Source organism: Qipengyuania vesicularis (genome assembly GCF_019711415.1).
In the GTDB taxonomy this organism is placed as follows: Bacteria; Pseudomonadota; Alphaproteobacteria; order Sphingomonadales; family Sphingomonadaceae; genus Qipengyuania; species Qipengyuania vesicularis.
Genome location: NZ_JAIGNJ010000004.1, coordinates 1 through 25398 on the forward strand (window position 1 = coordinate 1; position 25398 = coordinate 25398).

At 63.1% G+C, this 25398-nt stretch carries 27 protein-coding genes; 19 read left to right on the forward strand and 8 right to left on the reverse strand.

Translation table 11 applies throughout. The features are described 5' to 3' along the window. Positions 1-962 (forward strand): hypothetical protein (locus K3146_RS11885; RefSeq protein WP_221546534.1); only part of this gene is annotated, 962 nt, incomplete at its 5' end. A 52-nt stretch (positions 963-1014) separates the two neighbouring features. Next, entirely contained in the window at positions 1015-3483 is a 2469-nt protein-coding gene (locus tag K3146_RS11890) for a ligase-associated DNA damage response DEXH box helicase (RefSeq protein ID WP_221546535.1), read from the forward strand. Here K3146_RS11890 and K3146_RS11895 read toward each other — a convergent pair. The 6 genes from K3146_RS11895 to K3146_RS11920 all read right to left on the reverse strand — a co-directional run bounded on the left by K3146_RS11895 (position 3470) and on the right by K3146_RS11920 (position 7227). Further along, positions 3470-4024 carry an ExbD/TolR family protein gene (locus tag K3146_RS11895; protein WP_221546536.1) on the reverse strand — a complete coding sequence of 185 codons (555 nt, stop codon included), beginning with the start codon at positions 4022-4024 and terminating at the stop codon, positions 3470-3472. The genes K3146_RS11890 and K3146_RS11895 overlap by 14 nt on opposite strands. Next, positions 4014-4442, reverse strand: coding sequence for an ExbD/TolR family protein (locus K3146_RS11900; protein ID WP_247711267.1), 429 nt, complete (start codon positions 4440-4442; stop codon positions 4014-4016). The genes K3146_RS11895 and K3146_RS11900 overlap by 11 nt, the downstream gene beginning before the upstream one ends. A gap of 165 nt (positions 4443-4607) precedes the next feature. Continuing rightward, positions 4608-5051 (reverse strand): ExbD/TolR family protein, encoded by a 444-nt coding sequence (locus K3146_RS11905; RefSeq protein WP_221546537.1) that lies wholly within the window; start codon positions 5049-5051, stop codon positions 4608-4610. Between the two features lie 49 nt (positions 5052-5100). Further along, positions 5101-5631 (reverse strand): ExbD/TolR family protein, encoded by a 531-nt coding sequence (locus K3146_RS11910; protein WP_221546538.1) that lies wholly within the window; start codon positions 5629-5631, stop codon positions 5101-5103. An 88-nt stretch (positions 5632-5719) separates the two neighbouring features. Further along, entirely contained in the window at positions 5720-6511 is a 792-nt protein-coding gene (locus tag K3146_RS11915) for a MotA/TolQ/ExbB proton channel family protein (protein WP_221546539.1), read from the reverse strand. 47 nt (positions 6512-6558) lie between these two features. After that, on the reverse strand, positions 6559-7227 hold the full coding sequence (locus K3146_RS11920; protein ID WP_221546540.1) for an energy transducer TonB: 669 nt from the start codon (positions 7225-7227) through the stop codon (positions 6559-6561). 366 nt (positions 7228-7593) lie between these two features. On the opposite strand from K3146_RS11920, the gene K3146_RS11925 reads away from it, so the two are divergent. The 3 genes from K3146_RS11925 (at position 7594) to K3146_RS11935 (ending at position 10209) form a co-directional block, all read left to right on the forward strand. Continuing rightward, a complete protein-coding gene (locus K3146_RS11925; protein ID WP_221546541.1) occupies positions 7594-8415 on the forward strand; it encodes a hypothetical protein in 822 nt (273 codons plus the stop codon). A 77-nt stretch (positions 8416-8492) separates the two neighbouring features. Beyond that, positions 8493-8909, forward strand: a complete 417-nt coding sequence (locus tag K3146_RS11930) for an acyl-CoA thioesterase (protein ID WP_221546542.1) — start codon at positions 8493-8495, stop codon at positions 8907-8909. After that, the gene (locus K3146_RS11935) at positions 8902-10209 is read left to right on the forward strand and encodes a homoserine dehydrogenase (RefSeq protein WP_221546543.1); all 1308 of its coding nucleotides are present in this window, start codon (positions 8902-8904) and stop codon (positions 10207-10209) included. Before K3146_RS11930 ends, K3146_RS11935 begins: the two co-directional genes overlap by 8 nt. Here the strand turns inward: K3146_RS11935 and K3146_RS11940 are convergent. Next, on the reverse strand, positions 10163-10756 hold the full coding sequence (locus K3146_RS11940; RefSeq protein ID WP_221546544.1) for a hypothetical protein: 594 nt from the start codon (positions 10754-10756) through the stop codon (positions 10163-10165). The genes K3146_RS11935 and K3146_RS11940 overlap by 47 nt on opposite strands. A gap of 84 nt (positions 10757-10840) precedes the next feature. Between K3146_RS11940 and glpX the strand changes: the two genes are divergently transcribed. Together glpX and K3146_RS11950 are read left to right on the forward strand one after the other, a co-directional pair. Continuing rightward, a complete protein-coding gene (glpX, locus tag K3146_RS11945; protein ID WP_221546545.1) occupies positions 10841-11812 on the forward strand; it encodes a class II fructose-bisphosphatase in 972 nt (323 codons plus the stop codon). A gap of 100 nt (positions 11813-11912) precedes the next feature. Further along, positions 11913-12848, forward strand: a complete 936-nt coding sequence (locus K3146_RS11950; RefSeq protein WP_221546546.1) for a ribose-phosphate pyrophosphokinase — start codon at positions 11913-11915, stop codon at positions 12846-12848. Here K3146_RS11950 and K3146_RS11955 read toward each other — a convergent pair. Further along, complete coding sequence (locus K3146_RS11955; RefSeq protein WP_221546547.1) at positions 12845-13627, reverse strand: helix-turn-helix domain-containing protein; 783 nt, start codon at positions 13625-13627, stop codon at positions 12845-12847. The genes K3146_RS11950 and K3146_RS11955 overlap by 4 nt on opposite strands. 315 nt (positions 13628-13942) lie before the next feature. On the opposite strand from K3146_RS11955, the gene hisN reads away from it, so the two are divergent. From hisN to K3146_RS12015, 12 genes are all read left to right on the forward strand, one after another. Further along, positions 13943-14722, forward strand: coding sequence for a histidinol-phosphatase (gene hisN, locus K3146_RS11960; RefSeq protein ID WP_221546548.1), 780 nt, complete (start codon positions 13943-13945; stop codon positions 14720-14722). Between the two features lie 130 nt (positions 14723-14852). Then, positions 14853-15491: an outer membrane beta-barrel protein gene (locus tag K3146_RS11965; RefSeq protein ID WP_221546549.1), complete on the forward strand. Its 639-nt coding sequence runs from the start codon at positions 14853-14855 to the stop codon at positions 15489-15491. Positions 15492-15587: 96 nt separating this feature from the next. Beyond that, positions 15588-16337 carry an SDR family oxidoreductase gene (locus K3146_RS11970; protein WP_221546550.1) on the forward strand — a complete coding sequence of 250 codons (750 nt, stop codon included), beginning with the start codon at positions 15588-15590 and terminating at the stop codon, positions 16335-16337. A 145-nt stretch (positions 16338-16482) separates the two neighbouring features. After that, positions 16483-16686, forward strand: coding sequence for a 50S ribosomal protein L35 (gene rpmI / locus K3146_RS11975; protein WP_086438021.1), 204 nt, complete (start codon positions 16483-16485; stop codon positions 16684-16686). A gap of 23 nt (positions 16687-16709) precedes the next feature. Next, complete coding sequence (gene rplT / locus K3146_RS11980) at positions 16710-17069, forward strand: 50S ribosomal protein L20 (protein WP_006834668.1); 360 nt, start codon at positions 16710-16712, stop codon at positions 17067-17069. Between the two features lie 108 nt (positions 17070-17177). Then, a complete protein-coding gene (locus K3146_RS11985) occupies positions 17178-18089 on the forward strand; it encodes a helix-turn-helix domain-containing protein (protein ID WP_221546551.1) in 912 nt (303 codons plus the stop codon). Between the two features lie 55 nt (positions 18090-18144). Further along, positions 18145-19245 carry a phenylalanine--tRNA ligase subunit alpha gene (pheS, locus tag K3146_RS11990; RefSeq protein WP_221546552.1) on the forward strand — a complete coding sequence of 367 codons (1101 nt, stop codon included), beginning with the start codon at positions 18145-18147 and terminating at the stop codon, positions 19243-19245. Beyond that, positions 19242-21635, forward strand: a complete 2394-nt coding sequence (gene pheT / locus K3146_RS11995) for a phenylalanine--tRNA ligase subunit beta (RefSeq protein WP_221546553.1) — start codon at positions 19242-19244, stop codon at positions 21633-21635. The genes pheS and pheT overlap by 4 nt, the downstream gene beginning before the upstream one ends. Continuing rightward, on the forward strand, positions 21632-22375 hold the full coding sequence (locus K3146_RS12000) for an SDR family NAD(P)-dependent oxidoreductase (protein ID WP_221546554.1): 744 nt from the start codon (positions 21632-21634) through the stop codon (positions 22373-22375). The genes pheT and K3146_RS12000 overlap by 4 nt, the downstream gene beginning before the upstream one ends. Positions 22376-22382: 7 nt before the next feature. Next, positions 22383-23906, forward strand: coding sequence for a peptide chain release factor 3 (locus K3146_RS12005; RefSeq protein WP_221546555.1), 1524 nt, complete (start codon positions 22383-22385; stop codon positions 23904-23906). A gap of 39 nt (positions 23907-23945) precedes the next feature. Beyond that, a complete protein-coding gene (locus tag K3146_RS12010) occupies positions 23946-24815 on the forward strand; it encodes an alpha/beta fold hydrolase (RefSeq protein WP_221546556.1) in 870 nt (289 codons plus the stop codon). Continuing rightward, entirely contained in the window at positions 24816-25373 is a 558-nt protein-coding gene (locus K3146_RS12015; RefSeq protein WP_221546557.1) for a pyridoxamine 5'-phosphate oxidase family protein, read from the forward strand. It begins immediately after the preceding gene. Positions 25374-25398: the final 25 nt, after the last annotated feature.

Genomic DNA, 25398 nt, shown 5'->3' on the forward strand with positions numbered 1-25398 from the left:
CCGAACCCGAACCCGAACCCGAACCCGAACCCGAACCCGAACCCGAACCCGAACCCGAACCCGAACCCGAACCCGAAGCCCGTCCGAGGATCTATGCCGATCCCTCTTATGAAGAGGATCACGAGCCTTATACGCGCTCGGTCTATCAGCCGGATGTTGATCTATCCTTCGGTGAAACCATCGGGCAAAGTTCCAATGTTCTCGAGCGATACCGGCTAGATAAATTCGGTTTCTGGTGGCTGCTGGGCCTGCTGTTTCTGATCGCCATGTGCACCGGTGACGACGACGAGCCACCGCGCTCCGAGACGGCCGTTTCGCAAACCTCCTATCCCACCGATTTCATGGAGGGTCCGCCGACGGCCAACGGTAGGGTGGTCGACACCCGCCGTCTGGACCCAATTGTCGCAGATCTGTTTGGCGATGATGTAGACTATGCCGAAATTGTCGAAAGCGATGCCGAATTCGCGGAGGTCTTTGCTTTCCATGTGGCCGATGAGGGCTATGACCCGGCCAAAGCGCGCGCCTATCTGCGCGACGAAATGATGCGGGTGCGCTCGGTGGTGTCGACCAGCGATCTGCTAGCGGCAAGCAGGGTCTATCTCGCCTGGCTCAAGGCTGCGCAAGCCGAAGGCGGCGACTATTGCCGCGACATCTACACCAAGGCTTTCCTGAAAGAGGGTTTCTCTCCTGGGCCCGAAATCCTCGCAAGCGAACGTGAACTTGCGAAACTTTATCTGGACCGGCGGAACTACCTCAAACCGGTGGAAGTGGTGGCAAGTGTCGAGCTTCAGGAAAGCGTCATCGGGCGGACCCAGGCATTGACTGGCCTGACCCGCGAAGAAATCGGCGCCGCGCTCGCCGATGACCGCTCTCCTGAGCGCTGTGCAGTTACGATCGGTCTTGTCGAAGCCCTGATGGAGGATGGCGGCGAGAATGCGTACCGGGGATTGGCAGCCCTTTGACGAGCACGATAGTTCGAGTGGAACCCGCGAGAACGCGAAGCGCTGAGGACATGTGAGCGCAGCAAGCATCCCTCCCGAAATCTTAGACTGGTTCGCAGGTCGTAGCTGGCGCATCCGAACTCACCAGGAGGCGATGCTGGCCGCGAGCGATGCAGGGCGTCATGCCCTGCTGGTGGCCGATACCGGCGCCGGCAAGACGCTCGCGGGCTTCCTGACGACGCTGGCGGCCTTCACGCCTTCGCGCAGCGGGTGCGAACCGCCGGAAGGACTCCACACGCTCTATGTCTCGCCCCTCAAGGCGCTGGCTCATGACGTGCAGCGCAACCTCCTTACGCCGGTCGAGGAGATGGGCCTGCCGATCACGGTGGAGACCCGGAGCGGCGATACTCCCTCGGACCGCAAGAAGCGCCAGCGGACGCGTCCTCCAAATGTCCTGCTGACCACGCCCGAGAGCCTGTCGCTGCTGCTGTCCTATCCGGACAGTTTCGAGATGTTCAGGGGCCTCAAGCGCACTGTTATTGATGAGGTACACGCCTTCGCCACGGGCAAACGAGGCGACCTGCTGGCGCTCGCGCTCACCCGTCTGCAGGCCATTTCTCCGGACATGCAGCGCGCTGCCCTTTCGGCGACGGTTGCCGGGCCGGAGGTCTTTCGCGAGTGGCTCGCGCCGTGGGGCGACATCGACAGCGTTGAGCTGGTCGAAGGCGAGCAGGGGGCGCCCGCCGAGGTCGAAATCCTGCTCCCCGACGAAGAGCGCGTGCCCTGGGGCGGACATGCGGCGACATGGGCGATCCCGCAGCTCTACCAAGAGATCCGGCGCAACAAGACGACGCTTGTGTTCACCAACACGCGCTTCCTTGCCGAGTACATCTTCCAGCACCTTTGGGATGTGAACGAGGAGAACCTGCCGATCGGCATCCACCACGGCTCGCTCTCGAAGGAGGCGCGGCGCAAGGTGGAGGGCGCGATGGCGCGGGGGGAGTTACGCGCGCTCGTTGCCACGGCCAGTCTCGATCTTGGCGTCGACTGGGGCGATATCGACCTCGTGGTGCAGATGGGCGCCCCCAAGGGGTCTTCGCGGCTCTTGCAGCGCATAGGGCGCGCCAATCACCGGCTCGACCAGCCTTCGCGTGCCTTGCTTGTCCCCGGCAACCGCTTCGAATTTCTCGAGGCGACAGCGGCGAAGGAAGCCGTCGACGAGGGCAAGCGCGACGGTGAGGATTTCCGTGCCGGCGGGCTCGACGTCCTGGCGCAACACGTCATGGCCTGTGCCTGCGCCTCGCCGTTTCAGGAAGAGGAGCTGATTCGCGAAGTGCGCTCCAGCCTAGCCTATGCCTGGGTCGACGAGCAGGTCTGGGAGCGCGTGCTCACTTTCGTCGCGACGGGTGGCTACGCGCTCCAGGCCTATGACAAGTTCAAGCGCATCGTGCGCGACAGGCAGGGCGTCTGGCGGCTGACCCATCCCGAGCAGGCAGCGCGCCACCGCCTGAACGCAGGTATCATAATCGACAGCGAGATGCTTGAGGTGCGGTTCAATTCCGGGCGCGGACGCGGCGGACGCAGCCTCGGAAAGATCGAGGAGCGTTTCGCCGCGCAGCTCAGCCCGGGGGACACATTCGCCTTCGCGGGGATGAGCCTCGAGGTGGTCAAGCTCCAAGACATGGAAGTGCTGGTGAAGGCCGCGACTTCCAATGCCATGATCCCGAGCTATGGCGGCGCGCGCATGCCGCTCACCACCCATCTGGCCGAGCGGGTGCGGACCATGTTGGTCGACCGGGCGGGCTGGGCGCGTTTTCCCGACGATGTGCGCGAATGGCTGGAAGTGCAGGACTGGCGCAGCCAGATGCCCGGGCCGGGGCAGCTGCTGGTCGAAAGCTTCCCGCACGCCAAGCGTCATTACTCGGTCTACTATACTTTCGAGGGCTGGAACGCGAACCAGAGCCTGGGGATGCTGATCACGCGGCGGATGGAGGATCGCGGGCTGATGCCGGGCGGTTTCGTCGCCAACGACTACAGCCTTGCCGTGTGGGGTCTGAAACCGGTGAAAGATCCTGCGCCGCTGCTCTCACCCGACATCCTGCAGGACGAGTTCATCGAGTGGGTGCAGAACTCGCACTTGCTTCGCAGGGCGTTTCGCGAGGTTGCCGTGATCGGGGGACTGGTCGAGCGCCAGCATCCAGGCAAGCGCAAGACCGGCAAGCAAGTCACCTTTTCGACCGACCTGATCTACGACGTGCTGCGGAAGTACGAGCCCGACCACGTCCTTCTGGAGGCGGCCTGGGCCGATGCGCGGGCGCGGATGACCGATGTCGGTAGGCTCGGCGACCTGCTCGATCGATCGGCCGAACAGCTGGTGCATGTGGAGCTCGACCGGGTCAGCCCGCTTGCCGTCCCGGTGATGGTCATGATCGGCCGCGAGGCGACGCCGCAAGGGTCGGTGGACGACGAGCTGCTACTGGAAGCGGAAAGCCTCGCTGGCGCTGCCATGCGAGTCGATGACTTGCCACTTACGGACGAGTAGAGGGCATGGAATGCGGTGAGGGGAGCGGGGCGCAATCTTCCCGCGACGGAGGGGCAAGCTCTGCGAAGCTATCGGGATCTTCGTAGCGCCGGTATCGCTCGATCTCCGAGAAGCGGAAGCAGCGATCGATAGCCCCATGCTTTCGAACAAGGTCGAGAACCTGAATGGCTCGGGCATAGGATGCGTCGGCTTCTGGCGCGAACAGCAGGGGGGCGTTCTCGCCACCAAGCTTGGGCCGTTCGAGTATCCGGCCCAGCTCCTCATCACTGACCTGCGCGCCGTTCCACAGTATTGCGCCATCGGCGGTCACGATCAGGCGATTGACGGGAGGGCTGAGCGGACCGGGGCCGTCATCTGGATAAGGTGCGGGCAGGTCGACCGTCAGCGCGTTCGGCGCAATGCCATAGCTCGACGCGACAAGTGCCCCGGCTATGGCAAAGACCCCGGCGAGCGGCACGAAGCTGATCCAGCGTAGCGGCTCACCGTGATCGTATGGCTCTATCCGGCGACGCCAGCGCCGGGAACGCGACTCAATCGGCACCGAATTCGCGGTATTTGTGATTGCCGACGAAGGCAAAGTTCTCGATCCCCGCATCCTTGATGAGGGCGATGGTCCTTGCGGATGTCTGGTACGATGCCAATGCGTCGGGCTCGAAGCGCACCACTGGTTGGGTTTCGAGCTTGGCGGTCGAGGCGAGTTGGTTGAGCAATTCCTGGCGGTCCATCTCCGCACCGTTCCAGTAGAGTCGATCGCTGCGGTCGATATGGACCACATTGATATCGAGGATATCCTCTTCGCCCTCGCCATTGGGGAGCGGGATGAGCAGGGCGTGAGTGGCGATCGGGATGACCATGATGAACATGATCAGGAGGACAAGCAGGACATCGATGAACGGTGTAACGTTCATATCGCTGAAATAGCTTTGCGGGGACGGCGAACGGCGCGCGGCAATGGGCATGGCACTCTCCTCTCGATTAATGTAATAACATCACAAATAGAGGAAGAAGGCAAGGGCCTCGTCCTGGCCCATAGATGGCCAGTGCCTTCGCGACCGCAGTGGTTCCGGCAACAAAAAAGGGGCGGATCGCTCCGCCCCTTCCTCGGTGTTTCTCTTTCGAAACGCTTACTGCATGCCGGCCTTGCCGAAGGTGCGGTAGCGTTCGTTGCCGACGAAGCCGAACTTCGTCACGCCGCTGGCCTTGATGACCTGAAGCACGCGGGCCGAAAGGTCGTAGCTGGCGAGCGCTTCGGGCTCGAACTGCAGTTCGGGCTCGGGATCGATCGTCATCGATTGCTGCAGCAGGTTAACGAGATCGCCCATCTGGATCTCCTCGCCGTTCCAAAGCATCCGATCGTCCTGGGTGAGGATGAGCTTGTTCTTGTCGGGCTCGACCGTCACCGGGGGCGGATTGGGGTTGGGTTGCGGCAGGTCGATGTCGACCGAGTGCGTCGCGACCGGAATGGTGATGATGAACATGATGAGGAGAACGAGCAGGACGTCGATCAACGGCGTCATGTTCATTTCCATCATCGGAGAGCCATCGTCGCTACCGCCTGACATTGCCATGGTGGGTTACTCCTGAAAAACTTGCCTGAACCGAAGGTCTTCCGACCTATCAGCCGTTCGGATCGACCGGGTTCGAAATGAAGCCGACGGTGGGATAGCCTGCCGCCTGCACGTTGTAGATCGCGCCTGCGACACACGACCACGGCGCATTCACGTCGCCGCGAATGTGGACCTGCGGGATCTTGTCCGGGTCTTCCATGATCGCTTCGGGACCACCGGCACGCTGCACGATGTTGTCGAGGCGTTCGAAAGCCTGGTCGTAGAGCTCTTCCGAGGTCACTGCAGTGATGTTGTTGAAGTAGACGCGGCAGTCACCGTTGCGCGAGGCGCCTTCGAAGCCAGCCTGGCCAGCGCTGCGCCCTGCATCGTCGGTAGTGCTGACGGTCAGCAGCAGGTTCTCGACCTTGTCTTTCGACTCGACCGATTCGAGCACCGGGATTTCCAGTTTCTCGATGGTCTGGATCGCGACCGGGACCGCGATGAGGAAGATGATCAGGAGCACCAGCATCACGTCCACGAGCGGCGTGGTGTTGATGTCCGACATCGGCGTCTCTGCGCCGCCTCCCATCTGGATCGCCATATCTTACATCCTATCCGTACAAATATTCACACGATTGCGCTTGGAGCGTGCAGGCGCGGGAAGCCGGGGGCGTCCCGCGCCTTGCAGATCAGCGCTTGGTCGTGGTGGTGGTGGTCGCACCGGCTGCCGGAGTTGCCGGACGTGCCGATGCTGCCTTGCCGGCGGTCTGCGTCGACGTTGCCGTCATCACGGCCGGCTTGATGGCGCCGTTCGAGTTGATGTTGGCGAGCAGATCGGTCGAGAAGCCGGTCATCATGTCGGCGATGCGACGGTTGCGGCTCTGCAGCCAGTTGTAGGCGAACACGGCCGGAACGGCGACGAGCAGACCGATAGCGGTCATGATCAGTGCCTCACCAACCGGGCCTGCGACCTTGTCGATCGAAGCCGAGCCGGCCATGCCGATATTGATCAGGGCGCGGTAGATACCGATCACGGTGCCGAGCAGGCCGACGAAGGGAGCGGTTGCACCCACGGTCGCGAGGAACGGCAGGCCGCCTGCGAGCTTGGCGTTGATGGCATGCTCAGAGCGAGCCAGCGTGCCGTGCAGCCAGTCATGCGCTTCGAGATTGTTCTGCATCTTCTCGTGCTTCGATTCGGCTTCGACCGCATCGTCGACGAGCTGACGCCATGCGCTGTTCTTTTCCAGCTTGGTCGCCCCTTCCTTGAGCGTGTTGGCCTTCCAGAAGCTGGTGCGGACAGCCTTGTACTGGTTCATCACCTTCTGCTGTTCGAACAGCTTGGTGAACAGGATGTAGAACGAGCCCACCGACATGATGACCATAACGCCGAGGATGAACCAGGCGACGAAGCCGCCCTGTTCCATGGCTTCCATGAAGCCGAACGATGCCTGCGGAGCAGCGGAAAGAAGTGAGAAAGTCATAGCGAGTTATCCTCTTGAAAATTTGATCTTTTTGCCTGCCGATGTCCCTAGTCGGGCAGGACGTACCGGATCGATTGGCTGAGTGTGTCAGGAATCGGGTCGCCGGCCGCATTGAGCGCGGGATTGTAGCGAGCATACCGCTGCATACCCCGGCAGGCGGCCTGATCGAGGGCCGACGAGCCTGAGCTTCCGGTAACAGCACACCCTTCGACGCGTCCGTTGGCGCCAACGGTGATGCGCATGGTAACCGTGCCCTGCTCCTCGCGACGAAGTGCGCTTGAGGGGTAGTCGCCCTGGATACGAGCGGCCCAGCGGTTGAGGTTATCTGCGGACGCCGAACGAGCGCGCGACGGCGGCGGCGGCGGTGCCGGAGGTGCGGGCGGCGGGATCGTCAACGCGGGCGGAGCCGGCGGCGGGATCGTTGGCGTCGTCCTCAGCGGCGGCGGCGCAGGCGCGATATTGATCGGCGGTGCGGGCGCGACCGGCGGCGGCGGGGCCGTGTCCGGCACGTCTTCGGGCGGCGGCGGGGGTTCGTCTTCCGGCTCCGGCGGGGGCGGCTCTTCCACGTCGATCGTCGTTACGCGCTCAACCACCTTCTGCACCGCATTGTATGCGAGACCGGTGATCAGAGCGTAACCGAGGGCAATGTGGATGAGGGCAACGATGATGATCGCAATAATGCGATTCCCACTCATCTGTTGGTCAGCATAAGCCATTCGGTTGCATCACTCCATCGTGTCTGCCCGATTCGCACCGGGCCATTTTCGACGCCGCTTGGGGGATGGGGCCATTGTCCTCGTCCCCGGCGCCGTATTCCATTTCACACCTTCGCGAACCCGATCAGGAACATCGGCGTAAACCCCGGCTTGTTCCTGAAAATATCGCCAAAGGCAACACTCAGGCAATATTGTATCATTAACCGAGTTCTGGTGCACCCCTTAGCGGTGCTGGCCTTGGGGGGCAAACGCTTTATCGGTTAAGCACCGATTCACCGATACGTGGACAGGGAACGTATCAAGCCGTCCTGTGGTTTCCACGTGGATGCCAAGCGACGGAAATTGTGAGAGGTTTAACCCGCATAAATGCCGAAACGACCGATACTTGCCGGCTTCGCCGCAATCCTCCTCACCACTCCGCTTGCCGCGCAGGACGCGCCGGCGAATGCGCTCACCTATGCGGATATCGTCGGGCTTGCGGATGCGGCGCCGCTCGTCGTTCGGGCCGAGGTGCGCAAGCAGGTAGCGGTCGCGCCCGAACGCGCCCCGGGCCTCGCGCCCGGCCACGTCCGGCTCTTCATCGAAGCTCGTACAAAGGCACTGATCGCGGGCAACGTCCCCCTGGGTGAGAACCTGAGATATCTTGTCGACGTACCGCTCGGCGCGAACGGCAAGGCGCCGAAGCTGAAGAAGCGCGAGTTCGTCCTTTTCGCCCGCAGCGTCCCGGGCCGCCCGGGCGAGATCCAGCTGGTCGGAGAAGGCGCACAGCAACCGTGGAGTGCGGACTTCGAGTCGCGCTTGCGCCCGGTGTTGTCCTCGCTGGTCGCCGCCGATGCTCCGCCGCGCGTGACTCGGGTGGCCGATGCGCTGGCAGTGGAGGGCACGCTGGCCGGAGAATCGGAGACGCAGCTCTTCCTAGATACAGAAAACGATGGCCCGGTCTCGATTACCGTCGTCCGCCGACCCAACCAGACACCGCGCTGGGGCGTTTCCTGGACTGAGATCGTCGACCAGTCGGCACGCCCTCCGCAAGCAGGGACACTTGGTTGGTATCGCCTCGCCTGCTCGCTTCCCGCCGACCTTCCGGGATCCGCCAATCTCTCGCGCGATTCGCGCAGCAGGGCCCTGGCGTCCCGCGACTATGCCTATGTGATCGAGCAGCTTGGGCCGTGCGAGCGAACGCTCTGACCGGTCCACGCTCAGCTTGAGCAGCGACAAGACAAACTGGTTCACGCCCGCACCTGCCTTGCGCTAGGCGATGGCCCATGGAGCCATTTCGCCACACATTTCGCGTGCGCTACGCAGAGGTCGACCCGCAGAGCGTGGTCTTCAACTCGCGCTATCTGGAATATGCCGACATCCTCGTAACCGAGCATTTTCGCGAGGCGCGTACCCGGGGGATGCCCGACGACGTGGAATTCCATGTGCGCAAGGCGGAGGTCGATTACCTCGCACCCATCAGGCTCGACGAACTCATCGAGGGGCGCCTCACGGTCGAGTCGATCGGCTCCTCCAGCATGAAAACGCTCATCACCCTCCATGGCGCTTGCGATGGCGAGCTGCGGGCGGAGATCCGCCTGCTGACGGTGCATGTGGACCTGCCCGAAGGGCGCCCCACACCGGTGCCGGATGACGTCCGTCAGGCTTTCGGTTTCCCCGCGCGGGAGGCGATCGATGGCTGAACCGCTGCGCATCGCACTTGCCGGCCTTGGGACTGTTGGCGTCGGCGTGATCCGACTCGTCGAAACCAATCGCGACATGATTGCAGCGCGTGCCGGGCGGCCGATCGAGATCGTCGCGGTCACTGCGCGCGAGAGGGGCCGGGATCGCGGCGTCGACCTTTCCTCTTACGCCTGGGTGGACGACATGCAGGCCATGGCGGGTCGCGCCGATGTCGATGTCGTGGTCGAATTGGTGGGCGGCTCTGATGGGCCCGCCCTCACGCTGGCCCGCAGCGCGCTCGATGCCGGAAAGGGGCTGGTCACTGCCAACAAGGCCATGGTCGCCCATCATGGGCTCGAGCTGGCCGAGATTGCGGCCATGCGGAACGCGCCCTTCGCCTTCGAGGCAGCGGTTGCGGGCGGCATCCCTGTCCTGAAGGGCTTGCGCGAAGGGACCGCAGCCAACGCGCTCGACAGAATCTACGGCATCCTCAACGGCACCTGCAATTACGTGCTGTCGGAAATGGAACAGACCGGCGCCGATTTCGAGGAGATGCTTCGTGCAGCGCAGGAGAAGGGCTATGCCGAAGCCGACCCGGCGTTCGATATCGAGGGTGTGGATGCGGCGCACAAGCTCGCCATCCTGGCCGCAATCGGTTTCGGAACGCGAATCGATTTCGATGCGGTCCGCACCGAAGGCATCACCCAGGTCCGGGCAAGCGACATCGCCCAAGCCGATGCGCTGGGCTATGTCATTCGCCTCGTCGGCATCGCTTCCCTTGCGGGCGAGGGCGAGGAGCGGCGCCTGCTCCAGCGCGTGAGGCCTTGCCTCGTCCCCTTCCGCCATCCGCTGGCCGCCGTAACGGGCCCGACCAACGCGGTGGTTGCCGAAGGTGATTTCTCCGGCCGCCTCCTGTTCCAGGGTGCGGGAGCAGGCGACAAACCGACTGCCAGCGCTGTCGTCGCCGACCTCATCGACATTGCCCGCGGCCAGAGCGGTGCGCCGTTCTCGGTGCCGACCACCTCTCTAGTGCCATGCGAACCAGCCGATCCGGGCGATCGCATCGGGCGCGACTATATCCGCTTTACAGTTGCTGACCGGCCCGGCGTGCTTGCCGAGATCACCGCTGCCATGCGCGATGCGGGTGTCTCGATCGAAAGCCTGATCCAGCGCGGCCGGAATGCCGAAGGCGGCGATGTGCAAGTGGCAATGGTGACTCACGAGGGGCCCGAACGCTGCGTGACCAAGGCGCTCGAACTGCTTGATGGCTCGCCTAGCCTGACGGCTCCTCCGCTGGTGATGCCGATACTGAAGGACTGACTTCGCTCTCCGCCAATGGCGGCGGAAGGCCGAGGTCTTCTTCGCTGATTTCGAGCGGGTCGGTTTCTCCAAGCGGAGCGAGTCCTCGGGCGATCCGATCCGCGTCCGAGCCTTTTGGCGCCTCGGGCAGCGCCTCGACGTCGATGATCAGGGCGGGCGGTGGCGGGCAGGGCGGGATGAAGCAGCCCTTGATCGACATGGTCACGCCAACGGCGGGGATCGTGTTCGGGAGGTTCACTTCCAGCGGCATGGGCCCCTTCGTGCGCTTGGCATGCCGGTTCTTCGCCGTATCGTCATCGTAGAGACGGTGCTCGTCGCCAGACGACCGGCGGCAAACCACAATCTCTCCGGTGATCGTGGCGGCGTCCTGATCCTGCGAGCAATTCTCCAGTTCCGGCTCGCTTTCCGGCACCTCCACCAGCAAGTCGATCCTCTCCGGCGGCTCACCGGTCTGCGCCCCGAGTGAATCTTGCGCGTGGATGGGCATGGCAATGAACAGTGCGGCCAGACTTGGGACGATTGTCAGTCCGCGTCTCGACAATGACATGCTCCCTGTCTATCCGCCCGCCGCATAGGTATTCACGGCTCGCCTTGCGGCGGCCCAACTCTGGCTTCAGGGACTGAACTGCGCATGAACTCGCCCACCGACAATCCGCTCGATCGTGTCCTCGTCCTCGAAATGGTCCGCGTGACCGAGGCGGCCGCCGTTGCCGCCTCCAAGCTGATCGGTCGCGGCGACGAGAAGGCGGCCGACGCGGCTGCGGTGGAGGCCATGCGCAAGGCCTTCGACACGCTGGACATCGACGGAACGGTAGTAATCGGCGAGGGAGAACGCGACGAGGCGCCAATGCTCTTCATCGGCGAGAAAGTCGGCGGTGCGATCGGCAAGGGCCCGAAGATCGACATCGCGCTCGACCCGCTCGAAGGCACCACCATCACCGCCAAGGCTGGCCCCAACTCGCTGGCCGTCCTCGCCGCAAGCGCCGAAGGCTGCCTGCTCAACGCCCCCGATGTCTATATGGACAAGCTCGCGGTTGGTCCGGGTTATCCGGAAGGCATTATCGATCTCGCCAGGACCCCGACAGAAAACGTCACTGCCGTTGCCGAGGCCAAGGGGGTGAAGCCTTCGGATATCATCGTCTGTGTGCTCGACCGTCCGCGCCATGCCGAGCTGATTGCGGAACTGCGCAGCATCGGCTGCGGAGTGGTCCTGATCGGCGATGGCGATGTGGCAGGTGTGATCGCGGTTACCGACGAGGACACGACCATCGACATGTACATGGGCCAGGGCGGTGCACCCGAAGGCGTGCTGGCAGCCGCCGCGCTCCGCTGTGTAGGGGGGCAATTCAACGGTCGCCTCGTGTTCCGCAACGATGACGAGAAGGCCCGCGCGCGAAAGTGGGGTATTGAGGACCTCGACCGGATATACACGCGCGACGACCTGGTGAAGGGCGATTGCATCTTCGCTGCGACCGGCGTGACCAGCGGCTCGCTTCTCGAAGGCGTCAAATATCGCCGTGGGGGCAAGATGACGACCGAGAGTGTGGTCATGCGCGCATCGAGCGGAACCGTCCGCTGGATCAGGGGCGAGCATAAAATCTGACCAAAGGCGCGCAAAAGGGCCGAAAACGGCCTCACGCCATGTTGCAATCCGATGACGCTCGGCTAGGCGGTTTGCACAGCCGTTCACGGGGATTCGTTACATGAAAATCATGGCCGCCAACTCGAACCTGCCGCTCGCCCGAGCGATTGCAGGCTATCTCGAAATGCCGCTGGTAGATGCGCAGGTGCGCCGCTTTGCCGACGAGGAAATTTTCGTCGAGATCCACGAGAATGTGCGCGGCGAGGATGTCTTCGTGGTCCAGTCGACCAGCTATCCGGCGAACGACAACCTCATGGAACTGCTGATCTGCATCGATGCGCTGCGACGTGCATCGGCTCGCCGTATTACCGCGGTGGTTCCCTATTTCGGCTATGCCCGACAGGACCGGAAACCGGGCCCGCGCACGCCGATCTCGGCAAAACTCGTCGCCAACCTCATCACCGAGGCAGGCGCTGACCGCGTGCTCGCGGTCGACCTCCATGCTGGCCAGATCCAGGGTTTCTTCGACATCCCGACCGACAACCTCTTTGCCGCACCGGTGATGGCTGCCGACATCCAGGCGCGTTACGGTGATGAAGACCTCATGGTCGTCTCGCCCGACGTCGGCGGCGTGGTCCGCGCCCGCGCGCTTGCGAAGCGGCTCGACAATGCTCCGCTGGCAATCGTCGACAAGCGGCGCGACCGCCCAGGCGAGAGCGAGGTCATGAACATCATCGGCGATGTAAAGGGCCGCCACTGCATCATGATCGACGATATCATCGATTCGGGTGGCACGCTTTGCAATGCGGCCCAGTCGCTGCTCGATGAAGGTGCTGCCTCGGTGGCTGCCTATATCACGCACGGCGTACTATCGGGCGGAGCCGTGGCCCGGGTCGACGGATCGGCGCTCAAGGAGCTGGTGATCACCGATTCGATCAAGCCGACCGATGCGGCTAAGGATTCGGGCAAGATCCGCATTCTCACGATCGCCCCGCTCATCGGCGAGGCAGTGCGGCGGATCGCCGATGAGAGCAGCGTCTCGAGCCTATTCGACTAGGCCTGGTCCGGCTCCGCGTCCGGATCCCGCCACGGCCTTGGATCGTCGCCGGAAAGGTGCTCGATCGCTTCCAGACGGCGTGACTGGCGTATCTCCATCGTAATCCGCAGGAGCGGGTGCTCACCGGTCTTCAGCCGGCCCGGTGTCGTATCGAACAATTGCCGCATCTCGCGGGTGACATGCGACTGGTCGAAATAGCGCAGGCGGATTTCCGGCTCTTCATCCTCGCTCGCCACGCCAAGCAGGGCGGCGGCCATATCGAGCGCCCGCGCGCGGCGCATTGCAAAGCGTGGCGATACGCCTAGGTCGCGCCCGATGATCCGCTCGAGCGTGCGCCGGGTGGTGTCCTGCGCTTTGGCGAACTGGTCCAGAGAGGCGCCGGGGTCGGTCAGGTAGAGTCGTTCGAATTCACATAGAAGTTCATCGGGCGGGGACAGGTCGGCATTCTTCACCTCTCGGAGAAGCTGCTGTTCGACCGCCTCCAGCCAAGCCGTGATATCGTCCTGTGGAGCAAATGCCTCAGCTGGAACGGGCTTCTTGGTGAAGCAATCGAACGGCAGGATCCGATCGTTCGTCGCTTCAACTTCCGGCAGGCCGAGTTCCAGTGTCGCACCCGGGGTGAAGTTGATCGATACCACCCGGAAGGAGCCATGCACCTTGAGCCGCATGAGCCGGGTGCAGGGTCCGAAATAGAGCGCCAGCCCTTCTTCGCCGGGCGCGAACTCCTGCTCGCCATCAGCAGTTTGTGCAGTCCAGTTGGCGCCGTAGATGATGCGCATGGTGGGCTGTTCACAAAAGGAACCACACGAAATCGAAGCGCCTTCGGGAAGGTTCACGGAGGTGACCCCTATCCTGCCGATCCACGGCTTGAGGTCGTCGCAAGGTGCGCGGTTGAAAGCGAGCGGCAATCCGTCTGCGGTCTGGCCGGTATTGGAGACGAGCGGGAGCGAAGGCGTGCGCGCGCCCTTCTTCTGAGACTTGTTGTCCAGAGCCCTGTCTATATCCTTTCCCCTTCAGAGCGACCCGAAGGGCGAGGGACTTCAATAATTGCCGCGGCGTCTTGACCCGCGTCGCTCGAATGTCAAATGCGCAGTATGGCTTCCCGTTCCGATCTCGACCTCGCCCACCGTCTCGCCGATGCCGCCGGTGAGGTGATCCGCCCCTTGTTCCGCGGCAGCTGGAGCGAGGAACAAAAGGCAGATCGAACCTTCGTCACCGAAGCCGACCGCGCGGCCGAAGCTGCGATGCGCGCGATCATCGAATCCGAACGACCCGATGACGGGATCGTCGGCGAGGAATATGGCGTGCGCAATGAATCAGCGGGCCGCCAATGGGTGCTCGATCCGATCGACGGAACGACCAGCTTCATCGCCGGGCGCCCGATCTTCGGTACCTTGATCGCACTCGTCCAGGACGGCTTCCCAGTGCTCGGCATCATCGACCAGCCCATTGCGCGCGAACGCTGGGCGGGACGCATGGGAGAGGGGACCACATTCAACGGCAAGCCGGTGACTACTGCTCGGTGCCGCGAATTGTCGGGCGCCGTCCTGGCCACTACCACCCCGCACCAGTTTTCCGATCACGAGGCCGATCACTTCATGGGCCTCGCCAAGAGCGTGGCGGAGCGCAAGATCATCTATGGCGGCGATTGCTACAATTACGGGCTGGTAGCCAGCGGGCATGTCGATCTCGTTTGCGAGGCGGGCCTCAAGCTCCATGACTTCGCGGCACTCGCTCCCATCGTAGAAGGTGCCGGCGGGATGATGTGCGACTGGCGCGGCGAACCACTGCATGCGGAAAGCGATGGGACCGCCCTTGCCATTGGTGATCCCGCAAGGCTCGAGGACGTGCTCGAAGCAATGGGACTGGCCTGACAGGGAAATTTCCCGCGCGCGCAGGGTCCGCAAAAGTGCGATTCATTTACCAGTTGCGAAGAGTTGCGCGGCTAAGGCCGCATCGACGGCTTCGCAGGCCGTAAAATTTTGCAAAGGGCTAAACCAGGACATGAAGAAGACCGCAATCGCACTCGCCATGGCGAGCATTTCCCTGCCTTCGATGGCAGCGGCACAGGACGACTACGTCAACTATGAGGAAGCGCCGGAGAAATCGGCAGCGCACAAGGCAGGATTCCGCGTCGAGGGTCGCGCGTTCTACGAGAACATCACCGATCCGGAAGAAGACATCGGTATCATCTACGAATTCGGCAATGGCGTGGGCGCTGGGGTGGAATTCGGTGCCGATTTCGCGGTCAGCGACACTGTCGTGCTCGGACCCTACGTGACCTATGATTTCTCCTCGATGGAAAATTGTGAGGACGGCGCCTGCCTGTCGACCCCGACCTATTGGGCCGTCGGCCTGCATGCCGGCATCGTCACCGGCAGCAAGGGCATGGTCTTCGCCAAGCTCGGCTACGGCGAACAGGAAGTGACCCTTGAGGGCACCTTCGATGATCCGGTCGATGGACCGATCCTTCTCGACGAGAGCGAGTCGGGCGGCGGATACAACTTCGCCCTCGGCTACGAGCACGGCTTCGGCGGCCCGCTCTACGGCCGTGTCGAGGTGGGCGTTAGCGAAAGCTACGACATCTACGGTTTCGACCTGCAGCGCGGTTTCTTCGGCCTCGGGCTGGGCGCACGCTTCTAAGTCGGAACGGCACTGATTACATGCAGGGGGCGGGGTCATTGTATTCCCGCCCCTTTTTTCATGGCAAAGCGCGAGCGATCCTTTACCAGCACGGCCATGGTCAAAGACAAACCGCTTGCTGGAAAGATTGCGCTCGTCACCGGGGCTGCGCGCGGGCTGGGTTTCGAAATCGCCTATCGCCTCGCGGAGCATGGCGCCCGCGTCTGGCTCAATGGGAGAGACCAGAGGGCGCTGGATGAAGCGGCGGAGCAGATCGGCGAGCGTGGGCGCACTCTCTCATTCGATATCGCTGATGACGAAGCGACCTCCGAAGCCTTCGAGGCGATCGGTGAGGATGGCCTCGATATTCTGGTCAATAATGTGGGCCAGCGAGACCGGCGCAGCTTCGATAAGCTGGCGCGCGAAGACATGGCTCGCCTGCTCGACATCAATCTCGTCGCTCCCTTCGACTTGGCACGAAGGGCCGCTCCCCTGATGCGTGCGCGCGGATACGGTCGCATCATCAACATTACCTCGATCGCATCGGAGATCGCTCGCGGGGACGCGGCATACACGGCAAGCAAGGCGGCGCTCGATGGAGTGACGCGGTCGCTCGCGGCGGAATTGGGGCCTTACGGTATCACGGTGAATGCAGTCGCTCCCGGGTTCGTCCTGACCGAGGCGAACGAGGAGTGGTTCACGAAAGGCGATGACATCCCCACGCACCTTGCCCGACGGACATCGCTTGGCCGCTGGGCCGAGCCGCACGAGATCGCCGGACCGGCTGCCTTCCTCGCATCGGAGGCGGCATCCTATGTCACCGGGCACACGCTGATCGTCGACGGTGGCTACGTGACCCATTTCTGAGCGGCCCCTTTGGGCTTGCATTGCGCCGGGAAATCGCTATCTGCGCGGCCTTCACCGACACGTGATTCATCTGCCGGTCTGGCCGAAAGGGCTGCCAGGGCTGGTTGGACGTGTCTCTGACCCGATATCCGAGTAGGAGATGAAAATGCCCAAGCTGAAGACCAAGAGTGGTGTGAAGAAACGCTTCAAGATCACCGCCACCGGCAAGGTCAAGCATGGTGTCGCCGGCAAGCGCCACCGCCTGATCAGCCACAATGCGAAGTACATCCGCCAGAACCGCGGTACCACTGTCCTGTCGGAAGCCGACACCAAGACGGTGAAGAAGTGGGCGCCTTACGGCCTCGACTGATCGCGAACTAAGGAGATACTGATATGCCTCGCATCAAACGCGGCGTTACCACGCGCCAGAAGCACAAGCGGCTCCTAGACCAGGCCAAGGGCTATCGCGGTCGCCGCAAGAACACTATCCGCGTCGCGCGCCAGGCCGTCGAAAAGGCCGGCCAGTACGCATACCGCGACCGCAAGGTTAAGAAGCGTAACTTCCGCGCCCTGTGGATCCAGCGCATCAACGCTGCGGTTCGCGCGGAAGGCCTGACCTACTCGCAGTTCATGCACGGCACCAAGCTTGCCGGCATCGAGCTCGACCGCAAGGTGATGGCCGATCTCGCCATGAACGAAGGCGCTGCCTTCAAGGCGATCATCGACCAGGCGAAGAAGGCACTTCCCGCCTAATCCGGTTCTAACGGATCGAAATTCCAACGGGCGCTTTCCTGACGGAGAGCGCCCGTTTCTCGTTGGGCGACGTGGAGCGCCGGTCCAAAATGCGCTAAAAGGGCGGGCATGACCGGGGGAGTGGTTCAAGAAGGCTCGGAGCATGTGAATGTGCGCTTTTTCGCGCCACCCGATGACCTCGCGCCCTGCTTTACGACATTCTACAAGATGGAAGTGACCTTGCCGGAGGGCGAAACGGTCACCGATTACCTACAGCCCGAATGGGCCAATCTCCGCTTCTTTCCGACCAATCCGCCGCGTGTCGAGATGCACGACGGACAGGAACTGGTCGGTGCGCGCTTCCAAGCTACCGGACCAAGCTCGCACCCGCTCAAGTTCGAGCTCGGCGCATGCCGGATGTGGGGTATAGGCTTGCTGCCACTGGGCTGGGCGCGTTTCGTCGGAGTGCCTGCCGACCAGCACGTCAACATGATCTACAATGGGGAGACGACCGATGTCTTCGCGCGCTTCGCACCGCTTTGCGAGCATCTGTGTGTCTCGCGCGCGTCCGACGAGGACGAGTTCGCGCACATCGTCGAATTCTTCCAGACGCTCACCCCGCCGCCACGCGATCAGGCGCGCATTCTCGAGGTCCATGAAGCCATGGTCGACCCCTATCTCGTCGAGGTCTCGGCCCTCGCAGACCGCGTCGGCCTGACCAAGCGCACGCTCGAACGGGTCTGCAGCCGTCATTTCGGATTCCCGCCCCGCCTCCTGCTGCGCCGCCAGCGCATGATGCGTAGCCTTGCGGCTTTCATGCTTTCCGACGGGGGAAGCTGGACCGAGGTGATCGACCGCCATTATCACGACCAGGCGCATTTCGTGCACGAGTTCCATACCTTCATGGGCATGAGCCCCACGCAATATGCGCAAATGCCGCATCCGATCCTTTCAGCATTCATGGCGGAACGCCAGCGGGTGTGGGGTTCGCCGGTCCAGACGCTCGACACGCCGCGCCAGAACGGCGAAAGCGGGGTTTAGCATTGCCGCCTTTGCCGCTAGAGGCTGCGCGCAAGGACGAATCCCGGAAAGACACATGACCGACCTGCAGACATTGCAATCAGGTGCGCTCGCGCGCATCGAAGAAGCCAGCGACGCCGACGCGCTCGAGGCGCTGCGTATCGAATTCCTTGGCAAGCAGGGCTCGATCTCCGCGCTGATGAAGACGCTGGGCAAGATGAGCCCGGAAGAGCGGCAGGAACAGGCCCCGAAGATCCAGGGCGCTCGCACGGCGGTTGCTGATGCGCTTGCTGCCCGCAAGGAAGCCTTCGAGGCGGAAGAGCTGGAGCGCAAGCTCGCCACCGAACGGCTCGACCTCACCCTGCCTGCGCCCGAAGCGCCCAAGGGCAGCGTCCACCCTGTCAGCCAGGTGATGGACGAGCTGGCGGAAATCTTTGCCGACCTCGGCTTCTCGGTCGCAACCGGTCCCGAAATCGAGGACGACTGGCACAATTTCACCGCGCTCAACATGGCCGAAACGCATCCTGCGCGCGCCATGCATGACACCTTCTATTTCCCCGACGTGGATGCCGAGGGTCGCCGCATGCTGCTGCGCACGCATACCTCGCCAGTGCAGATCCGGAGCATGGTCGAACAGGGCGCGCCGATCCGCATTATCGCGCCGGGCCGCGTTTACCGCTCCGATAGCGACGCGACGCACACGCCGATGTTCCACCAGGTGGAAGGCCTCGTCATCGACAAGGACATCAACCTCGGCCACCTCAAGTGGACCCTGGAGACCTTCCTCAAGGCATTCTTCGAGCGCGACGACATCGTGCTGCGCCTGCGCCCCTCCTACTTCCCCTTCACCGAGCCTTCGGTAGAAGTCGATGTGGGCTGGCAAGACGTGAATGGCCGCCGCGTGCTCGGCGGTGATGGAGATGCGCCGGGCCATGGCTGGATGGAATTGCTTGGGTCAGGCATGGTCAACGCCCGCGTAATTGAATTCGCCGGGCTCGACCCCGAGGAATGGCAGGGTTTCGCATTCGGCGTGGGCGTCGACCGCCTCGCCATGCTCAAATACGGGATGGATGATTTGCGCGCCTTCTTCGACGGCGACCAGCGCTGGCTGGATCACTACGGCTTCTCGCCCTTCGACCAGCCGACACTCTCCGCAGGTGTGGGAGCAGGCGCATGAAGTTCTCGCTCGAATGGCTGAAGTACTTCCTCGAAACCGACGCGAGCGTTTCGAACATCGCGGCTGCGCTCAATCGCATCGGCCATGAGGTCGAGGGTATTGAGGATCCGGCCGACAGACTCGAAGGCTTCCGCGTCGCCAAGGTGCTGACCGCGGCCAAGCACCCCGACGCCGACAAGCTGCAGGTGCTCACCGTCGACACGGGTGAAGGCGATCCGCTGCAGGTGGTCTGCGGCGCGCCCAATGCGCGTGCGGGCATGAAGGGCGTGCTGGGCCTGCCAGGTGCAGTGGTCCCGGCGAACGGCATGGAACTGCGAAGGAGCGCGATCCGCGGCGTCGAATCGAACGGCATGATGTGCTCGGTGCGCGAGCTCGAATTGGGCGAGGAGCACGATGGCATCATCGAGCTGCCCGAGGATGCGCCGGTTGGCCAGACCTTTGCGGAGTATCACGATGCCTCGCCCGTCTTTGACGTAGCGATCACGCCGAACCGCCCCGATTGCATGGGCGTACAGGGCATCGCGCGCGATCTCGCGGCGGCGGGCCTTGGCACTTTCAAGCCGGTCGAAGCCTCGGCCGTCGCGGCTTCGGGTGATTGCCCGGTCGAAATCCGCACCGATGATCCGGAAGGCTGTCCGGCCTTCTACGGCCGCGTCATTCGCGGTGTCGACAACACCAAGCCGTCGCCCGGATGGATGCAGCGCCGCCTTATCGCGGCTGGCCAGCGCCCGATCTCGGCACTGGTCGATGCGACCAACTACCTCATGCTCGCCTTCGGGCGTCCGGCGCATGTCTACGACCTCGCGAAGCTGTCGGGCGCGGTGGTCGCTCGCCGTGCACAGAATGGCGAAACGGTCGAAGCGCTCAACGAGAAGACCTACACGCTCGACGACACCATGACCGTGATCGCCGACGATAATGGCGTCCACGACATTGCCGGCATCATGGGTGGCGAACATTCGGGCGCGACCGAGACCACGACCGACGTCCTGCTCGAGATCGCCTATTTCGATCCCGAGCGCATCGGCGTGACAGGCCGCAAGCTGGGCCTCGCCTCGGATGCGCGCACACGGTTCGAGCGCGGGGTCGACCCGGCCTACCTCGACGATGGCCTCGCGATCCTCACCAGCCTGATCACCAAGACTTGTGGCGGTGAGCCGACCGAAGTGGTGCGCGCTGGCATGCCGCCGGCCGAAGCGAAGACGGTCAAGTTCGACCCCGACCTGACCGAGCGCCTTGGCGGCATTGCCGTCTCGCATGACGAACAGCGCGCCATCCTGACCTCGCTCGATTTCACTGTCGGCGATGACTGGACGGTCACCTGCCCGCCGCGCCGTCACGACATCGAAGGCCCGGCCGACCTCGTCGAGGAAGTGGTCCGCATCCACGGCATCGACAAGGTGACCAGCACCCCGTTGCCGCGCCGCCCCGGCGTCGCGCTGCCGACGGCAACCCCGCTCCAGCAGGCCGAGCGCAAGCTGCGCCGTGCTGCTGCCGCGCGCGGCCTCAACGAGGCGATTACCTGGTCCTTCCTTCCCACTGGCGAGGCCGAGCACTTTGCCGATGGTGCGCAGCTCTGGGTGCTCGACAACCCGATCAGCGAAGACATGAAGGCGATGCGCCCGTCGCTCATCCCCGGCCTGCTTTCGGCTGCCAAGCGCAACGCCGATCGCGGTGCGAACGGTGCGCGCCTGTTCGAGATCGGCCGCCGCTATTTCCGCGGCAAAGATGGCGCGAGCGACGAGAAACCGACGCTCGGCGTGGTGCTCTCGGGCGAGAAGGCCTCGCGCGGCTGGGCCAGCGGCAAGGCGGCAAAGTTCGACGCCTATGAAGCCAAGGCTGAGGCCGTGGCGCTGCTCGAAGCGGCTGGTGCTCCGGTTGGAAACCTGATGGTCATGGGTGAGGCTGGCGACCAGTTCCACCCCGGCCAGTCCGCCACGCTGCGCCTCGGCCCCAAGAACGTGCTCGCCCGCTTTGGCGCGATCCACCCGAACACGCTGAAGGCTTTCGACATCGACGGGCCGGTGATGGCTGTCGAGATCTTCCTCGATGCGATCCCTGAGAAGAAGGGTGGCAGCGGTTTCGCGCGCTCGACGTACTCTCCGCCCGCATTGCAGGCGATCACCCGCGACTTCGCCTTCCTCGTCCCTGCAGGCCTTGCGGCAGGCGACCTCGTGAGGGCCGTGCGTAGCGCGGACAAGAAGGCCATTGTCGATGCGCGCGTCTTTGACGTCTTCGCCGGACAGGGCGTGCCCGAAGGCAAAAAATCGGTCGCGGTCGAAGTGGTGCTTCAGCCGGGCGACAAGAGCTTCACCGATGACGAGATTAAGGCGATTTCCGACAACATCGTGAAGAATGCAGCCAAGCAAGGTGCGGAGCTGCGCGGATGAAGACCGCTTTCGTCACCGGAGCCACCGCAGGGATCGGCGAAGCCACCGTCCGCACGTTTGTCGCAAGCGGATGGCGCTGCGTGGCGACCGGTCGGCGCCAGGAACGGCTCGACGCGCTGGTAGATGAGCTCGGGGCAGACAAGGTCCATTCCGCCTGTTTCGACGTGCGCGATACCGTTGCAATGCATGCCGCGATTGCTGCCTTGCCCGAGGACTTCGCAGGGATAGACCTGCTGGTGAACAATGCCGGTCTCGCGCAGGGTCTCTCGCCCGCGCAGGAGGCCAATCTCGACGACTGGCAGACCATGATCGACACCAATGTGACGGCCATGGTGGTGCTGACCCGAAAACTCCTGCCCGTTCTGATCGAGCGCAAGGGCGCGATCATCGCGATCGGCTCCGTTGCGGGCAGCTACGTCTATCCGGGCGGCAACGTCTACGCAGGTTCGAAGGCCTTCGCGAACCACTTCACGCTCGCCCTGCGCGCCGACCTCCACGGCACCGGCGTGCGCGTGACCAGCATCGAGCCGGGCATGGTGGAAACCGAATTCACTGTTGTGCGCACGGGCAGCCAGCAGGCTTCGGACGACCTCTATCGCGGCGCCGATCCGATGACCGGGCGGGACATTGCTGATACGATTCTGTGGATCGCCGAACTGCCGCCGCATCTCAACATCAACCGCATAGAGCTGATGCCGGTGAGCCAGGACTTCGCTGGCTTCCGCGTCGCGCGCTCCTAAGAGAACCATGACTTCAGACCGCCGTACCTTCGCGATTATCTCGCATCCCGACGCGGGTAAGACCACGCTGACCGAAAAGCTGCTGCTGACCGGTGGCGCCATCCATCTTGCGGGCGAGGTCAAGGCGCGCGGGGCAGCACGGCGTGCGCGATCGGACTGGATGAAGATCGAGCAGCAGCGCGGGATCTCGGTGACCAGCTCGGTCATGACCTTCGAGCGCGACGGCATCACCTTCAACCTGCTCGACACGCCGGGGCACGAGGACTTCTCCGAAGATACCTATCGCACGCTCACTGCGGTCGATTCCGCCATCATGGTGATCGACGCGGCCAAGGGCATCGAGCCGCAGACGCGCAAGCTGTTCGAGGTCTGCCGCCTGCGCAGCGTGCCGATCATCACCTTCGTCAACAAGGTCGACCGTGAGGGTCGCCCGGTGTTCGAACTGCTCGACGAGATTGCCGACATGCTGGCGCTCGACGTCAGCCCGCAGATGTACCCCGTGGGCATGGGTGGCGAATTTCAGGGCATCCTCAATTTCGAGAGCGGCGATGTGGTCGTGCCCGAAGGTCCGTCGAAGGAATTCAAGGGCAAGCGCATCGCAGATTTCGACTTGCCCGATGACATCGCCGAGAATGTCGAGCTGGCGCAGATCGGCTATCCGGAGTTCGATCTCGAGGCCTATCGCAATGGCGATCTGACACCGGTCTATTTCGGTTCGGCGCTCAAGAACTTCGGCGTGGTCGAGCTGATCGAGGCGATCGCGAAATACGCGCCGCCGCCACGACCGCAGCCTGCCGGTGAAGACCAGATCAGCCCGGATCGCGACGAGGTCACCGGCTTCATCTTCAAGGTGCAGGCGAATATGGACCCGAACCACCGCGACCGCATCGCCTTCATGCGGCAGGTCTCGGGTACCTTCAAACGCGGCATGAAGCTGACGCCCAGCGGCCTCGGCAAGCCGGTCGCGATCCATTCGCCGATCCTGTTCTTTGCGCAGGACCGAGAAGTGGCCGACACCGCCGAACCGGGCGATATCATCGGTATCCCCAACCACGGCACATTGCGGGTCGGCGATACGCTGAGCGAGAAGAACCAGGTCCGCTTCACCGGCCTGCCGAACTTCGCGCCCGAAATCCTGCGCCGCGTCGCGCTGGTCGATCCGACCAAGACCAAGCAGCTCAGGAAAGCACTCGACGATCTTTCCGAGGAAGGCGTGATCCAGGTCTTCTATCCCGAGATCGGCGGCCAGTGGATCATCGGCGTGGTCGGCCAGCTGCAGCTCGACGTCCTGATTTCGCGTCTCTCGGCCGAATACAAGGTCGAAGCGAAACTTGAAGCCTCGCCTTTCGCCACCGCCCGCTGGATCAAAGGCGACGACAAGGCGCTGGCCGAATTCGAGAAGTTCAACCTCTCAAACCTCGCCAAGGACCGCGACGGCGATCTCGTGTTCATGGCCAAGAGCCCCTGGGACGTGAACTACCAGGAAGAGAAGAACCCCGACCTCACCTTCTCGGCGACGAAAGAAAGGTGAGGTTGAAACTCGTGCGGTGGCGATGCAAAGGCTGACCGCATGACGCTTACCGGCCCGAACTCCCAGACCTTCATCTCGCAGCGCCTCAGGCTCAATTATCTCGACTGGGGCAATCGTGGAAAGCCGCCGCTTGTGCTGGTCCACGGCGGCCGCGACCATGCGCGCAGCTGGGACTGGGTAGCAGAAGAACTGCGCGAGGATTGGCACGTGGTGGCAATGGACCATCGCGGCCATGGCGATTCCGACTGGGTTTCGGACGGCAACTACCAAGTCAACGACATGGTCTATGATCTCGCCCAGCTGGTCCATCAGTTGGGTGTAGGTCCCGTCACGATTGTGAGCCATTCGATGGGTGGCAACGTCTCGCTTCGCTACGCTGGGACCTTCCCCGAGATGGTCAAGAAGATCGTCGCCATCGAAGGCCTCGGCCCCAGCCCCAAGCGGCAGGCCGAGATGCGCGAGAAGAGCTATCCCGAGCGGCTCAACGAATGGATCGGCAAGAAGCGCGCTGCCTCTGGTCGAACCCCGCGTAAATATGAAAGCATCGAAGCTGCCTTCGCCCGCATGATCGAGGAGAACAGCTATCTCACCGAGGAACAGGCACGTCATCTTACGATCCACGGTGTGAACCGCAACGAGGATGGCACCTACAGCTGGAAGTTCGATCCGCATCTCAACGTCTGGGCGGTCGAGGATATCGCCGACGAATTCCTCCACCAGACCTGGGCCGCGATTACGGCACCCACGCTGCTGCTCTATGGCGCCGACAGCTGGGCATCGAACCCGGAAGGCGATGGAAGGCTCGATCATTTCTCCAACGCGAAAGTGATCGAGTTCGAAAACGCGGGCCACTGGCTGCACCACGACCAGTTCGACCGCTTCATGAAGACAATCAGGGACTTTCTCTAGATGGCTGAATTCTTCGACGCGCTGAATGACAAGCATATCGCCATGATCGGCAAACAGCCGGTCTTCTTTGTCGCAACAGCCGCCGAAGATGCGCGCATCAACTTGAGCCCGAAAGGCTACGATGCATTCCGGGTGTTGGGCCCAAGGCGGGTCGCCTATCTCGATCTCGCCGGATCGGGCAACGAGACACACGCCCACTTGTCGCGAGATGGGCGGATTACGGTCATGTTCTGCAATTTCGACCGGCCGGCGCTAATCCTTCGCATCTATGGTACGGGCCGTGCAGTCCTGCCGCAGGATCAGGAATGGGAGGGCCTGTCCGCCCATTTCGAACTGCTGCCGGGCACGCGCCAGATCTTCGTCATTGACGTCGAAAGCGTGCAGACCAGCTGCGGCTGGGGCGTTCCCTTCATGGACTATCGTGACGAACGCGCGACACTGCAAAAAGCGCATGCGCAAAGCGAGCCCGACGAATGGCTGGCAAAGCAGCAAGGGCGGGACAGCAGCATCGACGGCATCCCGGTGCGCACGACGGACCGGTATATCGCCGGCAAGTGACAATGCGTGCAACGACCTTGCCTCG